This window comes from Nostoc sp. (assembly GCF_036917135.1).
GTDB lineage: Bacteria > Cyanobacteriota > Cyanobacteriia > Cyanobacteriales > Nostocaceae > Nostoc.
The window spans coordinates 1-20,816 of sequence record NZ_JBALEA010000059.1 but is presented as its reverse complement, the minus strand read 5'-3'; the positions used below and the strand labels follow the sequence as shown (position 1 = coordinate 20,816).

Annotated in this window: 23 protein-coding genes; 14 read left to right on the top strand and 9 right to left on the bottom strand. The window is 42.7% G+C overall.

Going from position 1 to position 20,816, the window contains the following annotated elements; all coding sequences use genetic code 11:
- The first annotated feature begins 423 nt into the window (after positions 1–423).
- Together V7K50_RS17295 and V7K50_RS17290 are read left to right on the top strand one after the other, a co-directional pair.
- On the top strand, positions 424–1,359 hold the full coding sequence (locus V7K50_RS17295; RefSeq protein WP_334962075.1) for a M23 family metallopeptidase: 936 nt from the start codon (positions 424–426) through the stop codon (positions 1,357–1,359).
- Between the two features lie 121 nt (positions 1,360–1,480).
- Positions 1,481–2,020 (top strand): late competence development ComFB family protein, encoded by a 540-nt coding sequence (locus V7K50_RS17290; protein WP_334962073.1) that lies wholly within the window; start codon positions 1,481–1,483, stop codon positions 2,018–2,020.
- 460 nt (positions 2,021–2,480) lie between these two features.
- Here V7K50_RS17290 and V7K50_RS17285 read toward each other — a convergent pair whose 3' ends face one another.
- On the bottom strand, positions 2,481–3,425 hold the full coding sequence (locus V7K50_RS17285) for a L,D-transpeptidase (protein ID WP_442944614.1): 945 nt from the start codon (positions 3,423–3,425) through the stop codon (positions 2,481–2,483).
- Positions 3,426–3,472: 47 nt separating this feature from the next.
- Here V7K50_RS17285 and V7K50_RS17280 point away from each other — a divergent pair, with 47 nt between their 5' ends.
- The 4 genes from V7K50_RS17280 (at position 3,473) to V7K50_RS17265 (ending at position 5,658) form a co-directional block, all read left to right on the top strand.
- Positions 3,473–3,628 (top strand): hypothetical protein, encoded by a 156-nt coding sequence (locus V7K50_RS17280; protein ID WP_334962069.1) that lies wholly within the window; start codon positions 3,473–3,475, stop codon positions 3,626–3,628.
- Between the two features lie 76 nt (positions 3,629–3,704).
- On the top strand, positions 3,705–3,857 hold the full coding sequence (locus V7K50_RS17275) for a hypothetical protein (protein WP_334962067.1): 153 nt from the start codon (positions 3,705–3,707) through the stop codon (positions 3,855–3,857).
- A gap of 369 nt (positions 3,858–4,226) precedes the next feature.
- Positions 4,227–4,883 carry a sigma-70 family RNA polymerase sigma factor gene (locus V7K50_RS17270; RefSeq protein ID WP_334802064.1) on the top strand — a complete coding sequence of 219 codons (657 nt, stop codon included), beginning with the start codon at positions 4,227–4,229 and terminating at the stop codon, positions 4,881–4,883.
- Positions 4,884–5,040: 157 nt separating this feature from the next.
- Positions 5,041–5,658 carry an anti-sigma factor family protein gene (locus V7K50_RS17265; protein ID WP_334962066.1) on the top strand — a complete coding sequence of 206 codons (618 nt, stop codon included), beginning with the start codon at positions 5,041–5,043 and terminating at the stop codon, positions 5,656–5,658.
- 9 nt (positions 5,659–5,667) lie between these two features.
- On the opposite strand, the gene V7K50_RS17260 is transcribed toward V7K50_RS17265, so the two are convergent.
- Together V7K50_RS17260 and V7K50_RS17255 are read right to left on the bottom strand one after the other, a co-directional pair.
- Complete coding sequence (locus V7K50_RS17260; RefSeq protein WP_334962064.1) at positions 5,668–6,123, bottom strand: gamma-glutamylcyclotransferase family protein; 456 nt, start codon at positions 6,121–6,123, stop codon at positions 5,668–5,670.
- A 254-nt stretch (positions 6,124–6,377) separates the two neighbouring features.
- Complete coding sequence (locus tag V7K50_RS17255) at positions 6,378–6,566, bottom strand: hypothetical protein (RefSeq protein WP_292705282.1); 189 nt, start codon at positions 6,564–6,566, stop codon at positions 6,378–6,380.
- 127 nt (positions 6,567–6,693) lie between these two features.
- Between V7K50_RS17255 and V7K50_RS17250 the strand changes: the two genes are divergently transcribed.
- From V7K50_RS17250 to V7K50_RS17230, 5 genes are all read left to right on the top strand, one after another.
- Positions 6,694–7,071 carry a hypothetical protein gene (locus V7K50_RS17250; RefSeq protein WP_334962063.1) on the top strand — a complete coding sequence of 126 codons (378 nt, stop codon included), beginning with the start codon at positions 6,694–6,696 and terminating at the stop codon, positions 7,069–7,071.
- A 252-nt stretch (positions 7,072–7,323) separates the two neighbouring features.
- Complete coding sequence (leuS, locus tag V7K50_RS17245; protein WP_334962062.1) at positions 7,324–9,972, top strand: leucine--tRNA ligase; 2,649 nt, start codon at positions 7,324–7,326, stop codon at positions 9,970–9,972.
- 451 nt (positions 9,973–10,423) lie between these two features.
- Positions 10,424–10,750, top strand: coding sequence for a DUF433 domain-containing protein (locus tag V7K50_RS17240; RefSeq protein WP_334962060.1), 327 nt, complete (start codon positions 10,424–10,426; stop codon positions 10,748–10,750).
- Between the two features lie 3 nt (positions 10,751–10,753).
- Positions 10,754–11,095, top strand: a complete 342-nt coding sequence (locus V7K50_RS17235; protein ID WP_334962058.1) for a DUF5615 family PIN-like protein — start codon at positions 10,754–10,756, stop codon at positions 11,093–11,095.
- A 1,390-nt stretch (positions 11,096–12,485) separates the two neighbouring features.
- Entirely contained in the window at positions 12,486–13,637 is a 1,152-nt protein-coding gene (locus V7K50_RS17230; RefSeq protein WP_334962056.1) for a pyridoxal-phosphate-dependent aminotransferase family protein, read from the top strand.
- 468 nt (positions 13,638–14,105) lie between these two features.
- Here the strand turns inward: V7K50_RS17230 and V7K50_RS17225 are convergent, their stop codons facing one another.
- The 6 genes from V7K50_RS17225 to petM form a co-directional block, all read right to left on the bottom strand.
- Positions 14,106–14,333 carry a DUF2949 domain-containing protein gene (locus V7K50_RS17225; RefSeq protein ID WP_334800120.1) on the bottom strand — a complete coding sequence of 76 codons (228 nt, stop codon included), beginning with the start codon at positions 14,331–14,333 and terminating at the stop codon, positions 14,106–14,108.
- 510 nt (positions 14,334–14,843) lie between these two features.
- Positions 14,844–15,350: a DUF192 domain-containing protein gene (locus V7K50_RS17220; RefSeq protein WP_334962054.1), complete on the bottom strand. Its 507-nt coding sequence runs from the start codon at positions 15,348–15,350 to the stop codon at positions 14,844–14,846.
- A 151-nt stretch (positions 15,351–15,501) separates the two neighbouring features.
- Positions 15,502–16,188: a response regulator transcription factor NblR gene (nblR, locus tag V7K50_RS17215; protein ID WP_334962052.1), complete on the bottom strand. Its 687-nt coding sequence runs from the start codon at positions 16,186–16,188 to the stop codon at positions 15,502–15,504.
- A 377-nt stretch (positions 16,189–16,565) separates the two neighbouring features.
- Entirely contained in the window at positions 16,566–17,483 is a 918-nt protein-coding gene (locus V7K50_RS17210; protein WP_334962050.1) for an NAD(+) kinase, read from the bottom strand.
- Positions 17,484–17,613: 130 nt separating this feature from the next.
- Positions 17,614–18,612 carry an SDR family oxidoreductase gene (locus V7K50_RS17205; RefSeq protein WP_334962048.1) on the bottom strand — a complete coding sequence of 333 codons (999 nt, stop codon included), beginning with the start codon at positions 18,610–18,612 and terminating at the stop codon, positions 17,614–17,616.
- Between the two features lie 210 nt (positions 18,613–18,822).
- Entirely contained in the window at positions 18,823–18,927 is a 105-nt protein-coding gene (gene petM, locus V7K50_RS17200; protein WP_334800107.1) for a cytochrome b6-f complex subunit PetM, read from the bottom strand.
- A 205-nt stretch (positions 18,928–19,132) separates the two neighbouring features.
- Between petM and pdxA the strand changes: the two genes are divergently transcribed.
- From pdxA to V7K50_RS17185, 3 genes are read left to right on the top strand one after another with little or no spacing between them, the layout of a single operon-like run.
- Positions 19,133–20,224, top strand: coding sequence for a 4-hydroxythreonine-4-phosphate dehydrogenase PdxA (gene pdxA, locus V7K50_RS17195; RefSeq protein WP_334962046.1), 1,092 nt, complete (start codon positions 19,133–19,135; stop codon positions 20,222–20,224).
- A 39-nt stretch (positions 20,225–20,263) separates the two neighbouring features.
- The gene (locus V7K50_RS17190) at positions 20,264–20,437 is read left to right on the top strand and encodes a hypothetical protein (RefSeq protein WP_334962044.1); all 174 of its coding nucleotides are present in this window, start codon (positions 20,264–20,266) and stop codon (positions 20,435–20,437) included.
- 57 nt (positions 20,438–20,494) lie between these two features.
- Positions 20,495–20,734, top strand: a complete 240-nt coding sequence (locus tag V7K50_RS17185; RefSeq protein ID WP_334962042.1) for a hypothetical protein — start codon at positions 20,495–20,497, stop codon at positions 20,732–20,734.
- Positions 20,735–20,816 lie beyond the last annotated feature (82 nt).

The window sequence follows — 20,816 nt, the reverse complement described above, 5'->3', positions numbered from 1 at the left end:
TTGCTATATCTGGTTTAGGTAATTTCCCCATACCGATTTCAACCGAACAGTGTGATATTAGTGTCCAGTTGAAAAAGTGTCCAGTTGATTCCAATATTTCCTTCAAGTATCATTATGTAATGATAGTAACCACAACGAGTTTTATTTGTTGCCTCACAAGTGACACACATAGCAGCCATGAGAGCATTTTTGTCATCAATCTAGTTAAATTTTATGCTCATTGCCAATGTCTACACCTTAGTTCTTAGAATTAAGACCAATTCACTAAAATTACAGATACAATAATTCCCCAAGAATCCATAAATACCTGAAACCGGATTTCTCGCATTTATGGTTTTCAACAACATCGGCTTCAAACAGGAAACACTAGCGATCATCAGCTAGTCTATTTTCCAACACAAGCAAGGGATTTTTTGTATTTCTATGATTATTGAGAATAGCGCTAGTAGTTCAAACAAAAAGTTGCTCGGTTTTGGTGTCAAAACTTTGACACCAAATCGGCGTGCAATAAATATGTTAAAGGGAATATTTGCTATTCTCCCGATCACCTTGGCATTACCTGTAGATGCTTTACAAGTAAAGGTGACTCCAACTAATCCTAAATTAGGGGATACACTCTCAGTAGAGATTAATCTAGCTAATCCAGAGAATGGTAGAAATCCAACAGTAACTAGTGGTAATAATACATACCCGGCATTTGAAATTGCACCCAATGAGTATCGGGCTTTTGTTCCCACAACTCCACTAGAAAAAGCTGGAACTAGAACACTTCGGGTTGCGGGAGATAGTCAGGTACAAAACTTGGCAGTGAATGTGCTTAATCGCAAGTTCCCCGTACAACGCATTACTTTGCCACCTGGTAAAGCTGGAGTGGATGCCACAGAGTACGAACTTAAGCGCGTGGCGGCTTTTAAGGCACTGCAAACACCAGAAAAGTATTGGAATGGAGTATTCCTGAAGCCAAATGCCGGGCGAATGAGTACAAACTATGGTGTACGTCGCTACTATAATGGTACATTTGCAAAAGACTACTATCATCGTGGTCTTGACTACGCGGGTGCTGCCGGTTCACCAGTAATTGCCCCAGCCGGTGGGCGAGTTGCTTTGGTAGGTAGGGTATCCCAAGGGTTTCGGATACACGGTAACGTAGTTGGCATTGACCACGGTCAAGGAGTAACCAGTATTTTCATGCACCTGAGTCGTATTAACGTTAAAGAAGGTGATTTTGTGAAAGCTGGACAACTAATTGGTGCAGTCGGTTCAACGGGTGCTGCCACGGGGCCACATTTACACTGGGGTCTGTATGTCAACGGACAATCTGTTGATCCAACACCTTGGCAAACTAAGGTCGTTAACTAGTAGAGGCGGAATTGATCGCTTCTTTGCATAATTGGTGTTTTTTTTGCTGAGAATTAGGCAAAACAAATTGGATTGATACCGTCCCTACCTTGCTTGGCCAACATAAATGATCATAAGCGTTATGAGTATCGAAAAAATTGTAGAACAAGCTCTCCAGGATGGTTATTTAACACCTGCAATGGAAGCAGAAGTCGGTAGAATTTGTGACAACGCCTCAGAACTCTCAATTGAAGAGTATATGGCGTTGGATCGGCTGATGGGTGCGCTATTGACTGGTGAAGTGGTGGCGGTACCTCGCAAACAATTCATTAACGTTATGGAAGAATTGGTACTGACGGAAGCGATCGCTCGAGTCGCAGAAATTGAAGCCACCAGCGAAAGTTCCCTAGATGTCGGTGATATTGCTGCTTACGCTCTTAATCGGCTACCACCTTTGTATGCTACTACAGAAGAAGGCGCTCACTTCCAGCGCCAAACGGCTCAGGAACAACTGCAAGAATTAATTTCTCAGCAAGTAAGTGAAGCCATTAACCGTTACCTCGATCGACCCAGTTTCTTCCCAGAACGGCAAGCCTTGGGCAAAAACACTGGGAACGAAGTTGTACGCCAAGTTAGTGCTTTACTCCAGGCTTATGCACCTAACTTTGAGCAAAAATTATAATTTTAATAGTCATTAGTCATTAGTCATTTGTTTTAGAGACTTCCAATTGAAGAAGAATTCAGAAGTCAGAATTCAGGAGCGGAGCCGGAGACGCTCCGCCTCCGGTCAGAATCAATTAGTCGGGGATTCAGACCCGCGACTTTCTTGTTGACCACCAAATTTTCTTCTTTTGTGGGGGTGCAAAAACGCCGATTATTCAGACGCTCTCTACGAGACGCTAAAAGCGAACGAGTACTCGCTTGCCGCCGGCACTATCCGCTTTTTCGGTCAGAAAACATTGCTGAATTCTGACTCCTGACTCCTGAATTCTGTTTGAAAAATACCCAACTACTTCTTGTGGGGTGGGCGTCTCGCCCGCTCCTAAGCTAAGGCGCTTATGTTGCTCACCCCACAAGATTGGCTAATTTATTTATTGTCAGTCCCTTAGAGAAAAGACAAAGGACTAATGACTCTTAATTAATCAATTACGCACTACCACTGTTGTCCCTAAACTGACTTGCTCATATAGCATTCGGACATCAGCATTACGCATTCTTAAGCAGCCGTGGGATACAGCCGTTCCTACCAGGTCAATATCTGGTGTGCCGTGAAAGCCAATTTCATTCCGTCCATCTGACCAAAAACCAATCCATCTGTCTCCCAAAGGACTATCCGTACCAGCCTGAAATACTTTGCCCGTAATTGGGTGACGCCAGATTGGATAGTGTCGCATGTGGATCACCTGAAAAGAACCTGTAGGCGTTTCCCAACCTTTTTTACCCACAGCGATCGGGTAGCTAGCTATCACCTCATCTCCTGCGTATACATAAGTGCGGCGATCGCTTAAAACAACTACTACTTGCGTTTTAGCATTTGCCAGCCTACTAGATGGTACTTGTTGGGCTGAAGCTTCAGCCCATAGACCTTTTGGCCAACTATCCGCAACTGGATTTTGTCTTTCTACTTGTGCCACCAGCCGCGTTTTAGCTGGTAGTTCAGTTGCTTTAGCTACATTCTTCTTAATAATTTGGGGCTGAGTTGGAGGCTTGATAGCAGAATACTTAAGTGTAGAAGCCTTCCGAGTAGTTGCTTTAGCTATATTCTTCTTATTCTTAATTATTTTCGACTTAGTTTGAGATTTATTAAATGCCCTCTGGACAGTTGAGCCTTGGGTAACTTCATCAGGTGGCACAGATGCACCCAGTGCAACTTCCCCTAAACTTACTGGGGAAAGATTTTTGTAGACTCCCTCTGGGCGGCTTCCCTTGGGATTGGTTCGGATAGAATCTCGCCGCATCAAAGTAGATGCAGACTTTTCAGACTGCCGTTCCGCCGTAGTAATGCGCCAATGGACAGCTAAAGATAAAAATGCTGTGCCAAAACAAAGCAGCATTACCATACGCCCTACAGATTCGTTTCTTACCATTGCCATCGCCTATTGTTTATCCCTGACATATCCAGCCCAGTAATTGGATGAGTTCATCATCCGATCATCAAAAATTTATCAATACTTATCATTTCTGCTATAAATCTGCCAACACCTCTGGGCAAACTAAGACTATGCGAATTGTCCCAGCAGCAAAACTCGGAGTGAGCAACCTCATTCCTCAAAAGTTCTGGGAGTCGTAAGCCTTTAATCAGACTTTCTGGTGGAACTTTTGAAATGTAGCAATCAATCATCAATGGTGTAGGTGGAAGAAAAACAATGTTTGAAAAACTATTACTAGCAGTCACAATTACATTTTCCCTCAATTTATTTTTTCAAGTTCGCGTACCAGAGCAACATAACTCTAGTGCTGCCTACGGGACACAGCCAGAACAATCAGCAACTATTCTGGTAACAAAATCAAAAAATTAAATCACCATCTTAGCAACTACAGCAACCCAACTTCCAGAAATTATTACCGGAATTTTAAAGGTATCAAGAAGTTGGAATTACAAAATTTTTATCTTCATCCTTATAACCAGATTTAATTCTTTTGATCAAGCGTATATACCCAGTTGCTAAAAGTATCCAATTGTGCATCTTGCTGCGCCTTTATTTAGTTGATGGGTGCAAGGGCAACTATGTGAGCAGTATAAGGAAAAAGTGGCTCTGCTTATTGCTATAAATGTATCCAAAATTGTATGCTTCAGTGTTCCAGTCATCAATCCGTCACCTGAGCATGGAACTTCTGTCTCATTAGCAGGTCTAATAGATAGGGATGATATAGAGCCAGTACGATCTATGAATCAGTCGATTACTGTATCCTGGTCAACGGTTGATGCAAAGTACCCAGAAGCATCAGTGCAAGTTGACAAACTCCCTAACCACGATTTAATTTTGCGCTGTCAAACGGGACTGCGACCAGATCGTGTTGCCTTTGCAGAACTATTACGCCGCTATCAAAGTCAAGTTGATCGAGTTCTATACCACCTAGCTCCCGATTGGGCTGACAGAGCCGATTTAGCTCAAGAAGTTTGGATTCGAGTGTATCGGAATATTAACCGATTACAAGAGCCTGCCAAATTTCGGGGCTGGTTAAGCCGCATTGCCACCAACTTGTTTTACGACGAGTTACGGAAACGCAAGCGGGTTATGAGTCCTTTGTCACTGGATGCTCCGCGTTCGTTAGAAGACGGCGAGATGGATTGGGAAATCGCTGGCGATACTCCAGGCCCTGAGGAAGAACTGACAACTAGAGAATTTTACGAACAATTGCGGGAAGCGATCGCTGATTTACCAGAAGTTTTTCGTACTACCATTGTCCTCAGAGAAATCGAAGGCATGGCTTATGAAGAAATTGCCGAAATCACTGGAGTTTCCTTGGGAACTGTCAAGTCAAGAATAGCCAGAGCTAGAACGAGGCTGCAAGCTCACTTGCAGAATTATCTAGACTCCTAATTTACATGATCTTGCCTCTGCCCAATGGCAGAATTTAAGCATAGATTAAGAATTACTAGAAAGACATAGATCGTTTCTGTCCTTAGGAGGAAAATTGGCTAATTTTCCGAAAATTCCCCCCCAGTTTACCCGTCTATGAATTGGTAATAATGTTAAGATGACTACTGATTCTCAGTTTTACGACCGTTCTCCTTTGCAACTTCCTGAAGATTTGCCAGATGGAATGGCCAAGCATACCAATGAATCAACGGGTCTTATTGATATGGTGAAGCGCGATCGCTTCGAGTTATTGAGTGCTTATCTCGATGGTGAAGTCACAGCCACCGAACGCAAGCAAGTAGAAGAATGGCTGGCAAATGATGCCTCGGTTCAATGCTTGTATGCTCGACTGTTAAAACTGCGTCAAGGCTTGCGGACTCTCCCAGTGCCAGCAGCCCAACAATCGCCAGAAGCAACACTTGGGCAAGTATTGACACGTTTGCGCCGCCGCTCCCGCTTAAACTGGATGCTGGGAAGTGCAGCCGTTGCTGCTTGTGCCATCGGCGCAGTATCTGGCTTATTAGCTGGTGGTGGTTCGAGAGTACCGCAACTGGCACAACGACCAGAAATAGAACCGATACAAACGTCTTCAGCGTCTATAGTTCCCCCTTCCCCTCTGATGGTGGGACTAAATAACCCGGTAATTGAAATTCCGAAAGCGGCAGTAGCGCCTCCAGAAAAACCAATTTATCAGGTACCGACACAACGACATGACCCCAAACAGGATATAAACTAATCGCAAAGTTCACAGATTATAACTGTACTTTGTGGTTAAACCACAGCCAGTCCACCAGCCATTAGGTTGGAGGCGTCCTCCTAATTGCTCAACTTGCTCTAGAGTCATTACATAAACCCAAGCCCAACTATAAGAGAGCGACTGTGGCTCATGAACCTCGATAATTTCTCGATTATAGAGGTTTTGTGGCGTTTGTCTATTGGGCTGGTAATCTTCTAGCACATCTAGCTCATTCAAAATCTTTGGGTTGGGAAAAGAGAGCAAATATCCGTGAACTTGGCGATCGCCTAGCGTCATGGCTGGATAACCCATTGGCAGAGCAAACAATTTACCTTGTACAAAGGCTCTTTTGAAATCAACTGCTTTGCCAGCACAGTATTTTTGATAGTTAGCTTCACCTGGTTTGAGTGTGCCGTAAACAAAAACCCGTACTAAATCAGAAAATTTTATATTTGCTTCAGCCATCGCCTATTTCAATGCATCTGGGTTGACAGCAATAAAAACATATCATAGTGAATCCCTCTAGATATAAGTTCTAGAACACCAATTCAGTAATCCCGGAAGAACCTCTCCCCCAACCCCTCTCCGAAGCGGAGAGGGGAGTTTTGCTCCCCCTTCCCTGGTAGGGAAGGGGGCTGGGGGGTTAGGTTTTTGATTACTGAATGCGATGCTCTAGAGGTATTTTTATTTACTCAGATTAATAGTTAAACAATTAAGTACTACTTTCCTTTTTTCTCATCCAGTGCTTTCTGAATTGCTTCTCTACAAAATTCTGGAGGGTCTTCTTGTGCCTTCACCTCTTCCTTCATTTCCTTGGTGACACGAAAATTTAATTGTTCGGTTAACTTAATCTCTCTATCTGACGGTGCAGGTTCTAAATTCTGAGGATTACCTTTAGGATTAGGCATTATTGCGAAAAGTAAATATAGCTTGATTGGAAGGTTAACATTCAAATAGAGTTTTAATCGGTGGTGTTTTCATCCTGGTAAATGGTTCACCACCGATACCACTTTTACAAATGGGTAACTCTATTTTATGTTCACAAGGTCAGAACTCGAAATCAAAACCACTGCTGAGTTGAGAAACTTATGTAGGCGTTACGGATTAAAGCCTACCGGGAATGGAGGCTATAAGACTAGTTGGATTGTCACATTGATGGCATTCCCACAGATAGCACTCGCTCAACTCAGGCAGGGAAGAGGGTTGAAGTCCCCAGGCTTTAGCGTTACTCAATTCCTGGAAGGGGTGGTAGATGAGATGAATTCACCCACCGATGAGCAAGCGGCGTTGATTAAGCTAACAATGGAGGGCAAGGCTATGAGCTATCCTGACCGATACGACCAAGAAAATTTGCTTAACTTCTACAAGGCTAAGATGCACCTGGAAATGGCGATCGCATTACTAACCCAGTAAATCAATTTAGAACCATAACATATCTAGTCCCCAGCATCCTCAGCTTAGGGACTTTTTTATGTCCTATATACCTAAACTTGTTGAACTTTAGGGATATAAGATAGATAGAAATAGGGGTAGAAAGAAATAGTGAATTGATTTTGTAAATTAAATTAGAAAATCACTAGACAGATAATTCCCTTAAGATAGTGGCTCAAATGTACTAATAAGGGTCAAATACTAGAAAATTAGTAGAAGTAAAGTGTAACAGGCATGAAACCATTGGAAATACGTGATTCTGTTGATTCCCGATACAACCCAGGAGCGATTGAGGAAAAATGGCAAAAAACATGGGTAGAACTTGGCTTAGATAAAACACCAACAGCTAGCAACAAGCCAAAATTTTATGCTTTATCCATGTTCCCTTATCCATCGGGAAGCCTACACATGGGTCACGTCCGTAATTATACGATTACCGATGTGATTGCCCGCCTCAAGCGAATGCAAGGGTATCGGGTAATACACCCAATGGGTTGGGATGCCTTTGGCTTGCCAGCAGAAAATGCCGCCATTGACCGTGGTGTACCGCCAGCAAAGTGGACTTATCAGAATATGGCTCAGATGCGGCAACAATTGCAGCGTCTTGGTTTATCCATCGATTGGGAATGTGAACTTGCTACTTGTTCACCAGACTATTACAAGTGGACACAATGGATTTTCTTGCAGTTTTTGCAAGCGGGGTTAGCTTACCAAAAAGAAGCAGCAGTAAACTGGGACCCTATCGATCAAACTGTACTGGCAAATGAGCAAGTTGATAACGAAGGGCGTTCTTGGCGCAGTGGGGCAATAGTTGAGCGCAAATTATTACGCCAGTGGTTTTTTAAAATTACTGACTACGCCGAAGAATTGCTCAATGACTTACATAAATTGACAGGTTGGCCGGAACGCGTCAAATCAATGCAGGCAAACTGGATTGGCAAATCCACAGGCGCTTACTTGGAATTTGCGATCGCTGGGATTGATGAAAAAATCGGCGTGTACACCACACGTCCAGATACAGTTTATGGTGTCAGCTACCTAGTGTTAGCACCAGAACATCCCTTAACAAAGCGTGTCACCACAAAAGAACAACAAGCAGCCGTAGAAGCCTTTATTAAAGAGGTTTCCAATCAAAGTGAGTTGGAACGTACCTCTGAAGACAAACCGAAACGGGGTATCCCCACAGGTGGTAAGGCAATTAACCCATTTACAGGGGAAGAAGTGCCGATTTGGATTGCTGACTATGTACTATATGAGTATGGTACTGGGGCAGTGATGGGTGTACCAGCACACGATGTCCGGGATTTTAAGTTTGCCAAAAATTACGATTTGCCAATTGATTTTGTCATCGTTTCTCCAGATGATGTTGCAGGTTTTGACTTAACTCCAACATCAGAGATTGATGAAGTCACACAACTCATCCAAATTGAATATAACCAGGCATACACGGAACCAGGAATTTTAATTAATTCTGGGGCTTTTACTGGTATGACTTCCATAGATGCTAAACAAGCGATCATTGAATACGCCGAACAACAAGGTTTTGGTAAAGTGCGGGTGCAATATCGCTTGCGGGATTGGTTAATTTCGCGGCAGCGTTACTGGGGCGCACCGATACCTGTAATTCACTGTCCTAACTGTGGGATAGTCCCAGTTCCTGATAAAGATTTGCCAGTACAGTTGCCAGAAGAGGTGGAATTTACTGGACGTGGCGGTTCACCTTTGGCTCAGTTGGAAAGTTGGGTAAATGTACCTTGTCCAACTTGTGGCACTCCAGCGAAGCGGGAAACTGACACGATGGATACTTTTATTGATTCCTCGTGGTATTTCTTGCGCTTCCCTGACGCTAAGAATGAACAACAGGTTTTCGATTCCAGTAAGATTAATGACTGGATGCCAGTCGATCAGTACGTGGGTGGGATTGAACACGCGATTTTGCATTTGTTGTATTCGCGGTTCTTTACTAAGGTACTACGCGATCGCGGTTTGATAAATTTTGATGAACCCTTCCAACGCCTGTTAACTCAAGGGATGGTACAGGGTTTAACTTACACAAATTCCAATAAGGATGGTAAAGACAAGTGGGTTCCCTTTAATCTTGTAGATCCAGCCGATCCACGAGATCCTAAAACAGGTGAAGCACTGGAACTCGTTTATGCCACCATGTCTAAATCAAAGGGCAACGGTGTAGCGCCAGAAGATGTAATTTCCAAATACGGTGTAGATACGGCGCGGATGTTCATATTGTTCAAAGCGCCGCCAGAAAAAGACCTGGAATGGGATGAAGCCGATGTGGAAGGACAATCCCGCTTTTTAAATCGGGTTTGGCGTTTGGTGACAGATTATATTACGGCTGGCGTATCCCGTAAGAAAGCCCAACTCTCTGATTTAACTAAAACTGAAAAAGAATTACGGCGGGCGATTCACACGGCTATTCAAGCGGTGACAGAAGACCTGGAAGACAAATATCAATTCAACACAGCTATTTCCGAATTGATGAAGTTGAGTAATGCCTTAACTGATGCCGATGGGAAAAATTCACCAATTTACGCAGAAGGTATTCGGACTTTGGTGGTTTTACTAGCACCCTTTGCACCACACATTGCGGATGAATTATGGCATTTATTGGGTGAAAGTGATTCAGTTCACACTCAAACTTGGCCATCATTTGACCCTGCTGCTTTGGTAGCTGATGAAATCACTTTAGTTATTCAAGTTATGGGTAAAACTCGCGGCTCGATTCAAGTACCAGCACAAGCAGATAAAGCAGCGTTGGAGAAATATGCCCGTGAATCAGAAATTGCCCAACGTTACATCGAAGGCAAAGAGATTAAAAAGGTAATTGTGGTGCCTGGAAAGTTGGTGAATTTTGTAGTTAGCTAAGTACAGCTTTGCCTAAAATCGTGGCGAATTGAGGGTTTAAATTTAAACGCAGATTCACTTTGCCTTCCCGCAGGGTAGTGGCGCAGAAAATTCGCTACGAATTAATAAAATATAGGACTTACGCATTGACAGAAAAGCCAAAATAAGAGGTATAGTTTTCAAGGCTTTTAGCTAGGTTTTTCAGTCATATTTTGGCGATGCCTGCGGGGGTCACTGAGCCTGTCCTGAGCGTAGCCGTTCGCGCAGCGTCTCCGATAGGAGAAGGGCGCAGCCGAAGTGCGGGCTACGCCTACGCCAGCAATCAAAAGCGACCGCCAAAAGCCTGAAACAAGGTATTTACGTTAATACACAAGATAGTTTTTTTGTAGAGTGCGTAAGTCCTAAAATATTGTATCTAGCAATCGATAAAATTGTAAATGTAGCCTGACAAAACATCAGAAGATTTACATCCATGACACTCAAAGAGTTAAAACAACAACTTCTTGCCCTCAGTGCTGGTGAAAAATTGCAGGCTATACAGTTACTTGCTCAAAGTCTCGGCAACAATTGGCAAGGAATTGAAAAAACTCCTAGAGTCTGTGGTGGAGAGGCACGCATCGCTAAAACTCGTATTCCCGTTTGGGTACTTGTGGAAGCTCGCCGTCTTGGATATAGTGATGCTGACCTTTTGACGAGCTATCTAACCATTACAGCTACAGATTTAGCTAATGCTTGGGTATACGCAGAAGCTCATTGCCATGAAATCGATTTGGCAATTGAGCGTAATGAGGTAGCCTAATTGATGCCACAGTTTTACGCAGATGAGCAGTTTCCTTTTCCAGTTGTGGAATTATTACGCGCTTTGGGGCATGATGTTTTGACAGTTCAAGAAGCACAAAATGCAGACCAAGGTATATCTGATGAGGAAGTGTTAGCATTTGCCATAAGTCAAGAACGCTCAATATTAACTATCAACAGAGTTGATTTTATCCGTTTGCATCGTCGTGATTCTAACCACTTCGGCATTATTGTTTGTACGAACAATCGTAATTGGGAACAGTTTGCAGCACGGATAGATGAGGCTGTGACAGCAGAAGAACCATTGCAAGGAAAACTAATTCGTGTGGTACGTCCATTCACTTAAAAAGTTTTGATAGAACGCGCAAACTTGAGATATTAAGATGCGATCGCACGGATATTAAAACCAGAGTATATTTTATAACAAAAACTACTGGTGTAGTTGACTTCTCTGTATATGTGTATTTAGAAACATCTATATGATCGTCCAGAGAGGTTAACTGTTTTATTTATACACGAAAAAGCGCTTGAGGTTTTGCTCACTCAAGCGCTTTTCCGTAAAAGCTTATACCAACTCACTTGTTTGATGCAACATTTGAAATCTGCAACACTCCCTGAGGAGGGACTATTACGGGGATAACTTGTGACAAACATTTGGTGAAATGGTATCACTCCTTGCACTAACTAAGAATATCTCTTTTGCAAGAATACTGGGGATCTGGTGAGTGACAGTTTATGAACTGAACACTAGTTAAAAAGGACTCATCATGAATGGTAAGGAAGAAGACTAAGCACGAATGTAGCATTTTTGTAAGTATAGTATAAAAACTTATAGTTTATTAGTCTAGGCGTAGGCATCGCTTACCACTAAGTGCGGTATCACAATGTGCAGCAATTAGAAGCATAAATATCTCAACTTCGGCGGGAAATCAATCACCACGGAGTTAGCTACAGAAGTCTTGAATATTAGCATCGAAACGATTTTGACTGAAATAAATCATCACCTCCTTTTATAGATGGAGGTATTCTTTAGAGAATGGCAATCCAAGAACAAATGTTCGAGTCAAGTAGATTGAAAAGTTTGGGTTGGGTGTCTTCTATCTCTTAGCAAACGGTGACACGCAATTCTTGGGCATAGTGTAGGCGGTTACTTACTTCGTTGAAGCAAAACACAGCTTTTTCACCGATGGTTCCCGCCATACTCAAAACGATTTCGCGTCTTTCTATAAAAACAAACGAGGCGAATTATGGGTAAGACTTAAGAATTTATCTTATATATACCTGATCTAGATTGACGTTTCACTACTTGGCTGAAATAGTTAGTTACTCCCTACGGGAAGACACCTTAACCTAGCGTCTAAGTGTGTGGTAAGATTGCCAGGAACAGAGGTTTTATCTGAGTTGGAGTCTGGTATAAATTGCAAAGGTCAAACGATTTTAGATTTTAGATTGACTGCACCCAATCTTGGGTTGCAGGTTGGGGATTTCAGATTTGAGAATAGGCATAGCGGCCTTGCTTGAACTGAAAAACCAATTCCCAAATCCAAAATCTAAAATTCGCGCGGTTAAGCTGACCGATCATTAACTCCCACGATACTTGTCATATAGATTTTGAAAATATACAACAAGACTGGTGACAAACTGAGTGGAATTTATAGATGAATATCTAGAATTTGCTATCAGACTTAAGCAACTTCCCACAATTTTGACTTTTATTTGACTTTTAGGATAGACACATGAACGATAAGCTGATGCTGATGATTCCAGGCCCAACCCCGGTACCAGAAGCCGCGTTACTGGCATTAGCCAAGCATCCGATTGGGCACCGGACTAGTGAATTTAGCAACATTTTGGCAGAGGTGACAGAAAATCTTAAGTGGCTGCACCAAACTCAAAGTGATGTGCTAACGCTGAATGTCAGTGGTACGGGTGCTGTAGAAGCGGGAATAATTAATTTTCTCTCTCCAGGCGATCGCATTTTAGTTGGTTCTAATGGTAAATTTGGTGAACGCTGGGTAGAAGTTGGCCAAGCCTACGGTTTGAATGTAGAAGAAGTTAAGGTGGAATGGGGAAAACCCTTAGACCCCGCAGTATTTGCCGAAAAACTCCAAGCAGATACCCAAAAGCAAATCAAAGCCGTAATCATTACCCACAGCGAAACCTCAACGGGTGTGTTGAATGACTTAGAAACCATCAACCGCCATGTTAAAGAACACGGTGAAGCTTTAATTATCGTTGATGCCGTCACTAGCTTGGGTGCGTTTAATCTACCCGTGGATGCTTGGGGCTTGGATATTGTCGCCTCCGGTTCCCAAAAAGGTTATATGATTCCGCCGGGATTGGGTTTTGTCTCTGTCAGCCCCAAAGCTTGGGAAGCTTACAAAACTGCGAAGCTACCGAAATATTATTTGGACTTAGGCAAATATCGCAAAGCCACAGCCAAAAATACAACTCCATTTACTCCACCTGTGAACTTGATCGTAGCGTTACACACTACATTGCGAATCATGAAGGAGGAAGGCTTGGAATCAATATTTGCTCGACACGAACGGCTCAAAAACGCTACCCGCGCCGCCATTCAAGGGTTAAATTTACCCCTGCTTGCAGCAGATAGTTCCGCTAGTCCGGCGATTACGGCTGTAGCACCACAGGGAATTGAACCCGATAAAATTCGGTCAGTGATGAAAAAACGCTTTGATATTGCCCTCGCAGGCGGTCAAGACCATTTGAGTAATAAGATTTTCCGCATTGGTCACTTGGGTTTTGTGAGCGATCGCGATATCCTCAGCTGTATAGCATCCTTAGAAGTTACTCTCTCAGAACTTGGCTATGAAGACTTTACCCCTGGTTCTGGTGTAGCAGCAGCAGTTAGAGTGTTTACAAAATAGTCATTGGTCATTAGTCATTAGTCATTGGTCATTTGACTGGTTTCCAGCCTCCAGGGTGGGAACTAGCCAACACAAGCCTAAAGAGCGAGTTGATAATTTAACTCGCTCTTTTGATTTGTATATAAGGGACTTCCAAATAAAAAAATACTCAACTACTTCTTATGGGGTGGGCGTCTCGCCTGCCCGTATACAAAGGCGGGCGAGACGCCCACCTCACAAGATTGGGTAATTTATTTATTGGAAGTTCCTAAATGAATAGAAACGGTCAGCTATATATCAACCTTTGTAGAAGGTAGAGTGGATGTGACATACCTCAATTCTCCAAAATCATACCAACTTGCCCTAGATAGTATTATTTGATCACAAGACAGTCGCCCAGAGTCTTTTACACCAAACAAGAGTAACTTTGGCAACTTAGTATGATACTAAATTGGCATAAAATAGTATTGCTTGAGATTTTGATATGACCTATGCTGTCTCCAGCCAATCATAAATTTGTTCTAATTGGTCTAGAGTAATCAACCCATACTGCCAAAGAATCATTGCCAAAGGTCCTGGGTCTTGCTCACGATGGCGAAGCGCCACCGCCAGTGATGCTGTGGAAATTGCCAAATCTTCTTGCAAAAAATGAATCAATCGAGAATATTTTGATGGTGACATTTGTATCTCACCTCCTTGTACAGAATGTATTGTCATATATAAGTTCACCATTTCTCGGTAGCCAGTAGCCAGTATTTCATTTGTCACTGTGCCGTTATCGGCTATACACCCCAGCACAGTTTTTTTGATTTGCCTTCAAGAAAGGCTTCTCATGGAGGGTCTGAGAAATAGAAATTTTGGTACAAATCATCTGCTTGAAAATCAAGCAGTATTTTTACTTAGTTAAATTAGCTCCATCTTGTTTACTTTTGTGCTTTATTTAATTACACAGGTAGTAACAAAGATTCCATAGCCTATACTCTCTTATTGGCGACTATTTACACTTACGCCCAAGGGAATATTTTTGCAACCAAACCTTAAGACTGCGATTTTAGGTTGGAGACAGTAGAATTTTACATTATTACCACAGTTTTTAAATAGTAGCGTTACAGATGACTTCTTCGCCATAATACGTGACATTTTTTACAAAAAAAACATATATTTCGACCGTGTAGGCTCTCAACCGAATAATCAACCAAATCTTTTTACCCGCAAAGCACTGGAGTATCAAAACTCAATTTTGATAATATCGCCCACTTTCAAGTTCAATTCGGCAGCTCTTCCAGAACGAAGTTCAATCACCTTATCGATTGGTGTCCTGGGGCCATAGGTAGGACAAGGATCATTCGCACAAGGAGGTGTAGCAGCCTGAATATATTTCACTACACCCTTATGTAGAAATACTATATCCAAGGGCATAGGTGTATTCTTCATCCAAAAACTGACTGGTTGTGCTGAAGGGAACGGAAATAGCATTCCTCGGTCATCTGGCAAAGCTGGTCGATGCATCAACCCCATCTCTTGCTGTTGTGGTGTCTGCGCCACCTCTAATTTAATTTTTGTGCCATTTGGAACAATGGCTTTAGCAGAAATTGGTAGTGTTTGACCTAAATTCTCTGGTGCTGGAGTTTGAGAAGCAGAGGTGGGGCTGGGAGGTTTAGCTGTTGTTGGCGCGGAACAGCCCATTAGAAATATACTCAGCAACATTGAGAGCAAACTTAGGCGACGAGTCATATAGTTTTTCGATTTTGTAATTTAGACTTCAATTTTACAGTCTTGTAGGCACAAAAACCCCGTGACTGGGAGGCAGCAGCCCCTCAATCTGCATTCCCAGTCTGAGCAGGGGAATGAGGCAAGGAGGTAGGTAAACTTCTGGTATATTATACTAGGATTCTCTTAAAACGTACCCGACACCACGCACTGTTTGAATCAGGCGCTTTTGACCTTCATCTTCGATTTTTAACCGTAAGTAGCGGATGTATACTTCAATTACATTCGACTCACCTAGAAAGTCGTAACCCCAAACATTTTCTAGAATTTGTTCGCGGGTTAACACTTCACGAGGATGTTCCATTAAGAATTTTAATAGTTCAAATTCCTTCATTGTCAAGTCAATTGGTCGTCCGTTGTGTATAGCGCGGCGAGTTGCTATGTCTAAAATTAAATCCCCAAAGCGTAATTGCTCGGTGGTATCCACATCGGGTTTTAAATAGAGGCGAATTAACTTCAAAAAGTCTTCCGAGCGGTAAGGCTTGAGGATGTAATCATCGGCTCCAGCTTCTAGACAAGCTACACGATCATCAACTGTATCCCTTGCCATTAAAATTAACACAGGCGATCGCAGACCAGTGCTTCTCAGATTTTTGCACAATGAGAGTCCTGATTCTCCTGCTAGCATCCGGTCTAAAACAATTAAAGCAGGTTGGCGATCGCGACAGTGTTGTAAACCACTCGCTGTATCATGAGCCACAATTGATTCATAGCCCGCTTCTTGCAAATCGCAAGAAAGTTGATTTGCAAGACTCTCATCGGTTTCAATCACCAAAACACAGGGACTTGGAGCAACTGTCATAACAATTTCGGATATTTGATTTGGGATTGTCAAGATATTCGAGTGAAAATCTTTACATCAGTTATAAAGTGCAATTACGAGTTTTTCGTGATCGAGCAATCCTGATTTGACAAGCAGCTAAGAATCTTTTAGCACGTTCAGGTATCAGCCATCGAATTCTCCGATGCAATCTTAATAACTAGGGATTGGGTACTAGGTACTGGGGACTTGTACTGAGCGAAGCCGAAGTATTGGGTATTGGAATTAAGGGAGAGACGATAGGTGACAGAGAATAATCTTTACCCTGTAGCCTGTTTCTCAACCCCAGTCCCGAGTCCCCAGTCCCCAGTCCCCAGTCCCCAGTCCCCAGTCCCCAATCCCCAATCCCCACCCAATCCCTACGGCAATTCTACCGAAGTTGGTTTGGCAATATGTGGCAAACCCCAACCTAGTTTTTCTCGCAAAATTCGGAAAAACTCAGGCGGTTGTAGGCGAATAAATCGGGCACTATATTGCGATCGCTCCATATACACTCGATCTTCTGGTAGGATATAGCACCCACCATTCCCATCTACCACCATCACCAGCCGAGGAATATTGACTGGGTAGATATTAACCGATTCATTATCTGGAAATACCAATGCTCTAGAAGCTAGCGAATGGGGACAAATGGGTACTAGTTGTAAAACAGGTACGCCAGGAGTCACAACTGGGCCACCAGCACTCAATGAGTAAGCTGTAGAACCAGTAGGCGTAGAAACAATCACACCATCCGCCGCAATATCTACTGGCGCATGACGACCTATGGCAATTTCAAAATGGCACATAGAGGTCAAAGGTTCCCGGTGTAGCACCATTTCATTCAAGCAGAGGGCTTCCCACAGTACTGAATCTCCCCGAAACACTTTGACGGTGAGCATCGCTCGTTCTTCAATTTCATACTCACCCGCCATTACCTGCTCTACGGCTTGGGGCAATTGATTCAGGAAAGTTTCTGTCAAAAATCCCATGTGGCCGGTATTCACTGTTAACAGTGGAATACCACAGGGTGCTACTTGACGAGACGCTGCTAAAACAGTACCGTCTCCCCCTAACACCACTGCAAACTTCATATCTGAGTCAAAACCAGGGGGTGTAAGACCGTCAATGGGGGTGTGGCATACAGAACTCTCAGGGGTAGAGTAGCCCAGTATTCCACCGATACTCGATGTGATACATACATTCCAACCGGCTGCGGTTAGCTTGTCTTTCAACTCGATAGCGACACGGCCTGCTATCGGTTTAACGTCATTGTAGATAATGCCTGCTTTCGGCACACTCAAATATCCAAGTTTAGGCGATGCTTTCTATTATGTAATCCTTACACATTTTTGGTCATGTAGTCATTAATCTAGAGTCAAATATCCAGATTCTAGAGTTTTACGACTAATGTCTGTTTTGTAATGACTATTGACTATTGGCTTTTGAAGACTGTTTAAAAGGAGTTTTTTTAGGTTTCTGCTTTTTATTTTTATTTTTCTGGTAGTCTACTTCTTTCAGTTTCTTCATTATTCGGCTGAAGTATTCTTGTAGATAGCTTTCTAGGGTTGTGGTTTGCTGCTGATCTAAACCAAACACTGTGTATACTTCATCCATTGAAGCGTTTAACTGTTTACCACTAGCCAATACTTCTGTAAATGCTAGCCTGTCTGCTACGTTCCATCCCCACTGGAAGAATCGCATTATACCCCGAACAGCACGCAGCAAGTTTATTGGCATCCGTGTTACTCTGGCATCTTTTCCAGATAAGCGTTCGCAGAGGTTGATGATTTCTTCTGCACTCCATGCACGAGTACCGACTACAGGGAAAGCTTGGTTTTCCGTTTCTGGTACACTCAATGCTCGGATAGCAAACTTAGCAATGTCCTGAGTGTCCATATAGGCGATGGGAGAAGAATTACCTGTCACCCAAACTGGCTGTGCTTCCAAAATCGGAATCCCGTACTGACCGATTAACCCTTGCATAAACCCAGCTAGCCGTAAAATAGTGTAATTTAAGCCGGATTCAGCTAGAAAGACTTCTGTACACCGCTTAATTTCCATGAGCGGTACTTCTGGGTATTTATCAGCATCTAAAATCGAAAAGAAGATAAAACGCTCTACACCTGCTGCTTTTGCTGCTTGAATCAATGCTACTTTACCGTCCCAGTCCACTTGTTTGATACTCAGTGAATCTGTTGGGCGAGATGTTGACGCATCAATAACTTGGGTTACACCAACTAAAGCTTGGGCTAGGCTTTCGGGGGAACGCAAATTTCCGGGGACGAGTTCTGCACCCCATTCTTTGAGAAAAGCTGCTTTTTTACTGCTGCGGACAAGACAGCGTACTTTATACCCCTCATCGATAGCACGACGAGCCACTTGTCTTCCTAAGGTGCCAGTGGCACCGACGATTAATATTGTCATGGGGGTTGTAATAAATTTTAATGTTTTATGAAAAGAATGTTATCAGAATAACCTATGCAAACAAAAGTTTACATCTTTTCTCAGAAAATCTATTTATTTAGATAGGGCTATGGGAAAATAGCTGTCCGGTTAACGGACAAGCTTTTTTCTCATTTGGATGAAAAAGGAGTGGGGAGAATAATAACTCCTAACTCCTAACTCAGCACTCAATTATTCTTCTGTGCCTTGGATTTTCAGTAACAACGCGCCTAAGCCCCAGCCTACGAAGATTAAACCGAAAGACAATACAGCTGCATTCAAAATTTCGCCGCCCATTAGTGTGATTCTCCTTATGCAAATTGGTGTGTAAACTAGGTCTACCAGAAGCTTTTCAACAGTTGCTAGGATTAGACCTGTGTAAATAATTTTAAACTAGTTTTGCAGGTAATCCCTACTGGCTTGGGGGGCAATCCCTACTATTGCCAGAAAGGGAGATGGGTAAAATGAGAAAATTTAATGATAATAATTATGAAGAAACTTTATGTATCAAAATAATCAAGGTAATTTAATAAGTTTTGTGAAAGAAAATCGTCCGCGTTTGGCGCTGACGCTGGGAGATCCGGCGGGGATTGGGCCGGAGGTGATTTTGAAAGCTTTAGCAGATCCAGAAATTAGTAAAAATTATGACGTTACAGTGGTGGGTAACGGAGATTTACTGGCACAGACTTATCACAAACTAAATTTAACTGAGAATTTAGCACCTTTGGCAAATCCAGATGAGTTGTCAGTCAGCGATGTGCCGTTAGATGGGAAAATTAAAGGTGAAATTATCCCAGGATTAGGTAATGCGGCGAGTGGTGCAGCTAGTTTTGCATATATGGAATATGCGATCGCTCAAACACTGGCTGGTAAATTTGATGGTATTGTCACAGGGCCCATCGCTAAATCTGCTTGGAAAGCCGCAGGGTATAATTATCCAGGGCAAACGGAACTTTTGGCGCAAAAGTCAGGTGTTGACCGTTTTGGGATGTTATTTGTGGCGCGATCGCCCCATACTGGTTGGATACTCCGTACCTTACTTGCTACCACACATATTCCCCTACGTCAAGTAGCCGATACATTGACACCGCAGTTGTTGACACAGAAATTGGATTTGCTGGTGGAGTGTTTGGAGAAAGATTTTGGGATAGAAAATGGGAGAATTGCGATCGCAGGTTTAAATCCCCACAGTGGCGAACAGGGACAACTTGGACATGAAGAACAAGATTGGTTAATTCCCTGGTTGGAGCAAGAGCGGCAAAATAGACCACAATTACAGCTAGATGGGCCAATACCACCAGATACGATGTGGGTTAAACCGGGTCAAGCTTGGTATGGAAATTCTTTAGTACAAAATCCTGCTGATGGCTACTTGGCACTTTACCACGACCAAGGGTTAATTCCTGTAAAGCTGATGGCGTTTGATCGGGCAGTTAATACTTCCATTGGGCTTCCTTTTGTGCGGACTTCACCAGATCACGGAACAGCGTTTGATATTGCAGGTAAGGGAATTGCTGATGCTACGAGTATGAAAGCAGCGATACATTTAGCGGCTGAGTTGGTTAGTCGAAGATTGGCGGTGGTTTGTGGTTAAAATTTTTTTGTTGCAATATTTACTAGGAGTAATGCTTACTTGAATTTTGAAATTATCGGAGACATCACCAATATTGAAATAATTGCTGTTGGTAACTCCATTCGTGAACTAGAACGCTTGCGTAAAACTTATGGTTCAGGACGGTGGCGGAAACTTAAAGGCTTTGGAACCATTAGCTTAGACGACGGAAGTATTTATGAAGCTGAGTTATGAAGCCCACGGAATTGGTAAGAAAGAAATCAAAATAAAACGCTTTCTATAGGAGTAGTTATGCAGTCAGCGAACACAGAAACTCAATATGTTGTTTGCATTCACAACAAAGATTATCCTGCTTCTTTAGAAATTCGGAAAATTTATCAGACTGTTCCTGATTCTGATGCTGTTAAGCACCAAATGATTAGAGTTATTGATGAATCAGGTGAAGACTATTTATATCCTAGCAATTATTTCGTATTGATTGAATTACCAAAAGCGGTTGCAGAAGCTTTTTCTCTAGCTAGGGGTTGCTGAAAAAGAAAGAAAAGTTGACACTCTGAGATTTTCAGACCAAAGAAGTATATTCAGGTGCAAGATTTGAAGGTAGAATAGCCCA

Excerpts from the sequence above, each read along its gene's own strand:
- V7K50_RS17295 (WP_334962075.1), top strand. The coding sequence starts at position 424 with ATGATTATTGAGAATAGCGCTAGTAGTTCAAACAAAAAGTTGCTCGGT.
- V7K50_RS17290 (WP_334962073.1), top strand. The coding sequence starts at position 1,481 with ATGAGTATCGAAAAAATTGTAGAACAAGCTCTCCAGGATGGTTATTTA.
- V7K50_RS17285 (WP_442944614.1), bottom strand. The coding sequence starts at position 3,425 with ATGGTAAGAAACGAATCTGTAGGGCGTATGGTAATGCTGCTTTGTTTT.
- V7K50_RS17280 (WP_334962069.1), top strand. The coding sequence starts at position 3,473 with ATGAGTTCATCATCCGATCATCAAAAATTTATCAATACTTATCATTTC.
- V7K50_RS17275 (WP_334962067.1), top strand. The coding sequence starts at position 3,705 with ATGTTTGAAAAACTATTACTAGCAGTCACAATTACATTTTCCCTCAAT.
- V7K50_RS17270 (WP_334802064.1), top strand. The coding sequence starts at position 4,227 with ATGAATCAGTCGATTACTGTATCCTGGTCAACGGTTGATGCAAAGTAC.
- V7K50_RS17265 (WP_334962066.1), top strand. The coding sequence starts at position 5,041 with ATGACTACTGATTCTCAGTTTTACGACCGTTCTCCTTTGCAACTTCCT.
- V7K50_RS17260 (WP_334962064.1), bottom strand. The coding sequence starts at position 6,123 with ATGGCTGAAGCAAATATAAAATTTTCTGATTTAGTACGGGTTTTTGTT.
- V7K50_RS17255 (WP_292705282.1), bottom strand. The coding sequence starts at position 6,566 with ATGCCTAATCCTAAAGGTAATCCTCAGAATTTAGAACCTGCACCGTCA.
- V7K50_RS17250 (WP_334962063.1), top strand. The coding sequence starts at position 6,694 with ATGTTCACAAGGTCAGAACTCGAAATCAAAACCACTGCTGAGTTGAGA.
- leuS (WP_334962062.1), top strand. The coding sequence starts at position 7,324 with ATGAAACCATTGGAAATACGTGATTCTGTTGATTCCCGATACAACCCA.
- V7K50_RS17240 (WP_334962060.1), top strand. The coding sequence starts at position 10,424 with ATGACACTCAAAGAGTTAAAACAACAACTTCTTGCCCTCAGTGCTGGT.
- V7K50_RS17235 (WP_334962058.1), top strand. The coding sequence starts at position 10,754 with ATGCCACAGTTTTACGCAGATGAGCAGTTTCCTTTTCCAGTTGTGGAA.
- V7K50_RS17230 (WP_334962056.1), top strand. The coding sequence starts at position 12,486 with ATGAACGATAAGCTGATGCTGATGATTCCAGGCCCAACCCCGGTACCA.
- V7K50_RS17225 (WP_334800120.1), bottom strand. The coding sequence starts at position 14,333 with ATGACAATACATTCTGTACAAGGAGGTGAGATACAAATGTCACCATCA.
- V7K50_RS17220 (WP_334962054.1), bottom strand. The coding sequence starts at position 15,350 with ATGACTCGTCGCCTAAGTTTGCTCTCAATGTTGCTGAGTATATTTCTA.
- nblR (WP_334962052.1), bottom strand. The coding sequence starts at position 16,188 with ATGACAGTTGCTCCAAGTCCCTGTGTTTTGGTGATTGAAACCGATGAG.
- V7K50_RS17205 (WP_334962048.1), bottom strand. The coding sequence starts at position 18,612 with ATGACAATATTAATCGTCGGTGCCACTGGCACCTTAGGAAGACAAGTG.
- petM (WP_334800107.1), bottom strand. The coding sequence starts at position 18,927 with ATGGGCGGCGAAATTTTGAATGCAGCTGTATTGTCTTTCGGTTTAATC.
- pdxA (WP_334962046.1), top strand. The coding sequence starts at position 19,133 with ATGTATCAAAATAATCAAGGTAATTTAATAAGTTTTGTGAAAGAAAAT.
- V7K50_RS17185 (WP_334962042.1), top strand. The coding sequence starts at position 20,495 with ATGCAGTCAGCGAACACAGAAACTCAATATGTTGTTTGCATTCACAAC.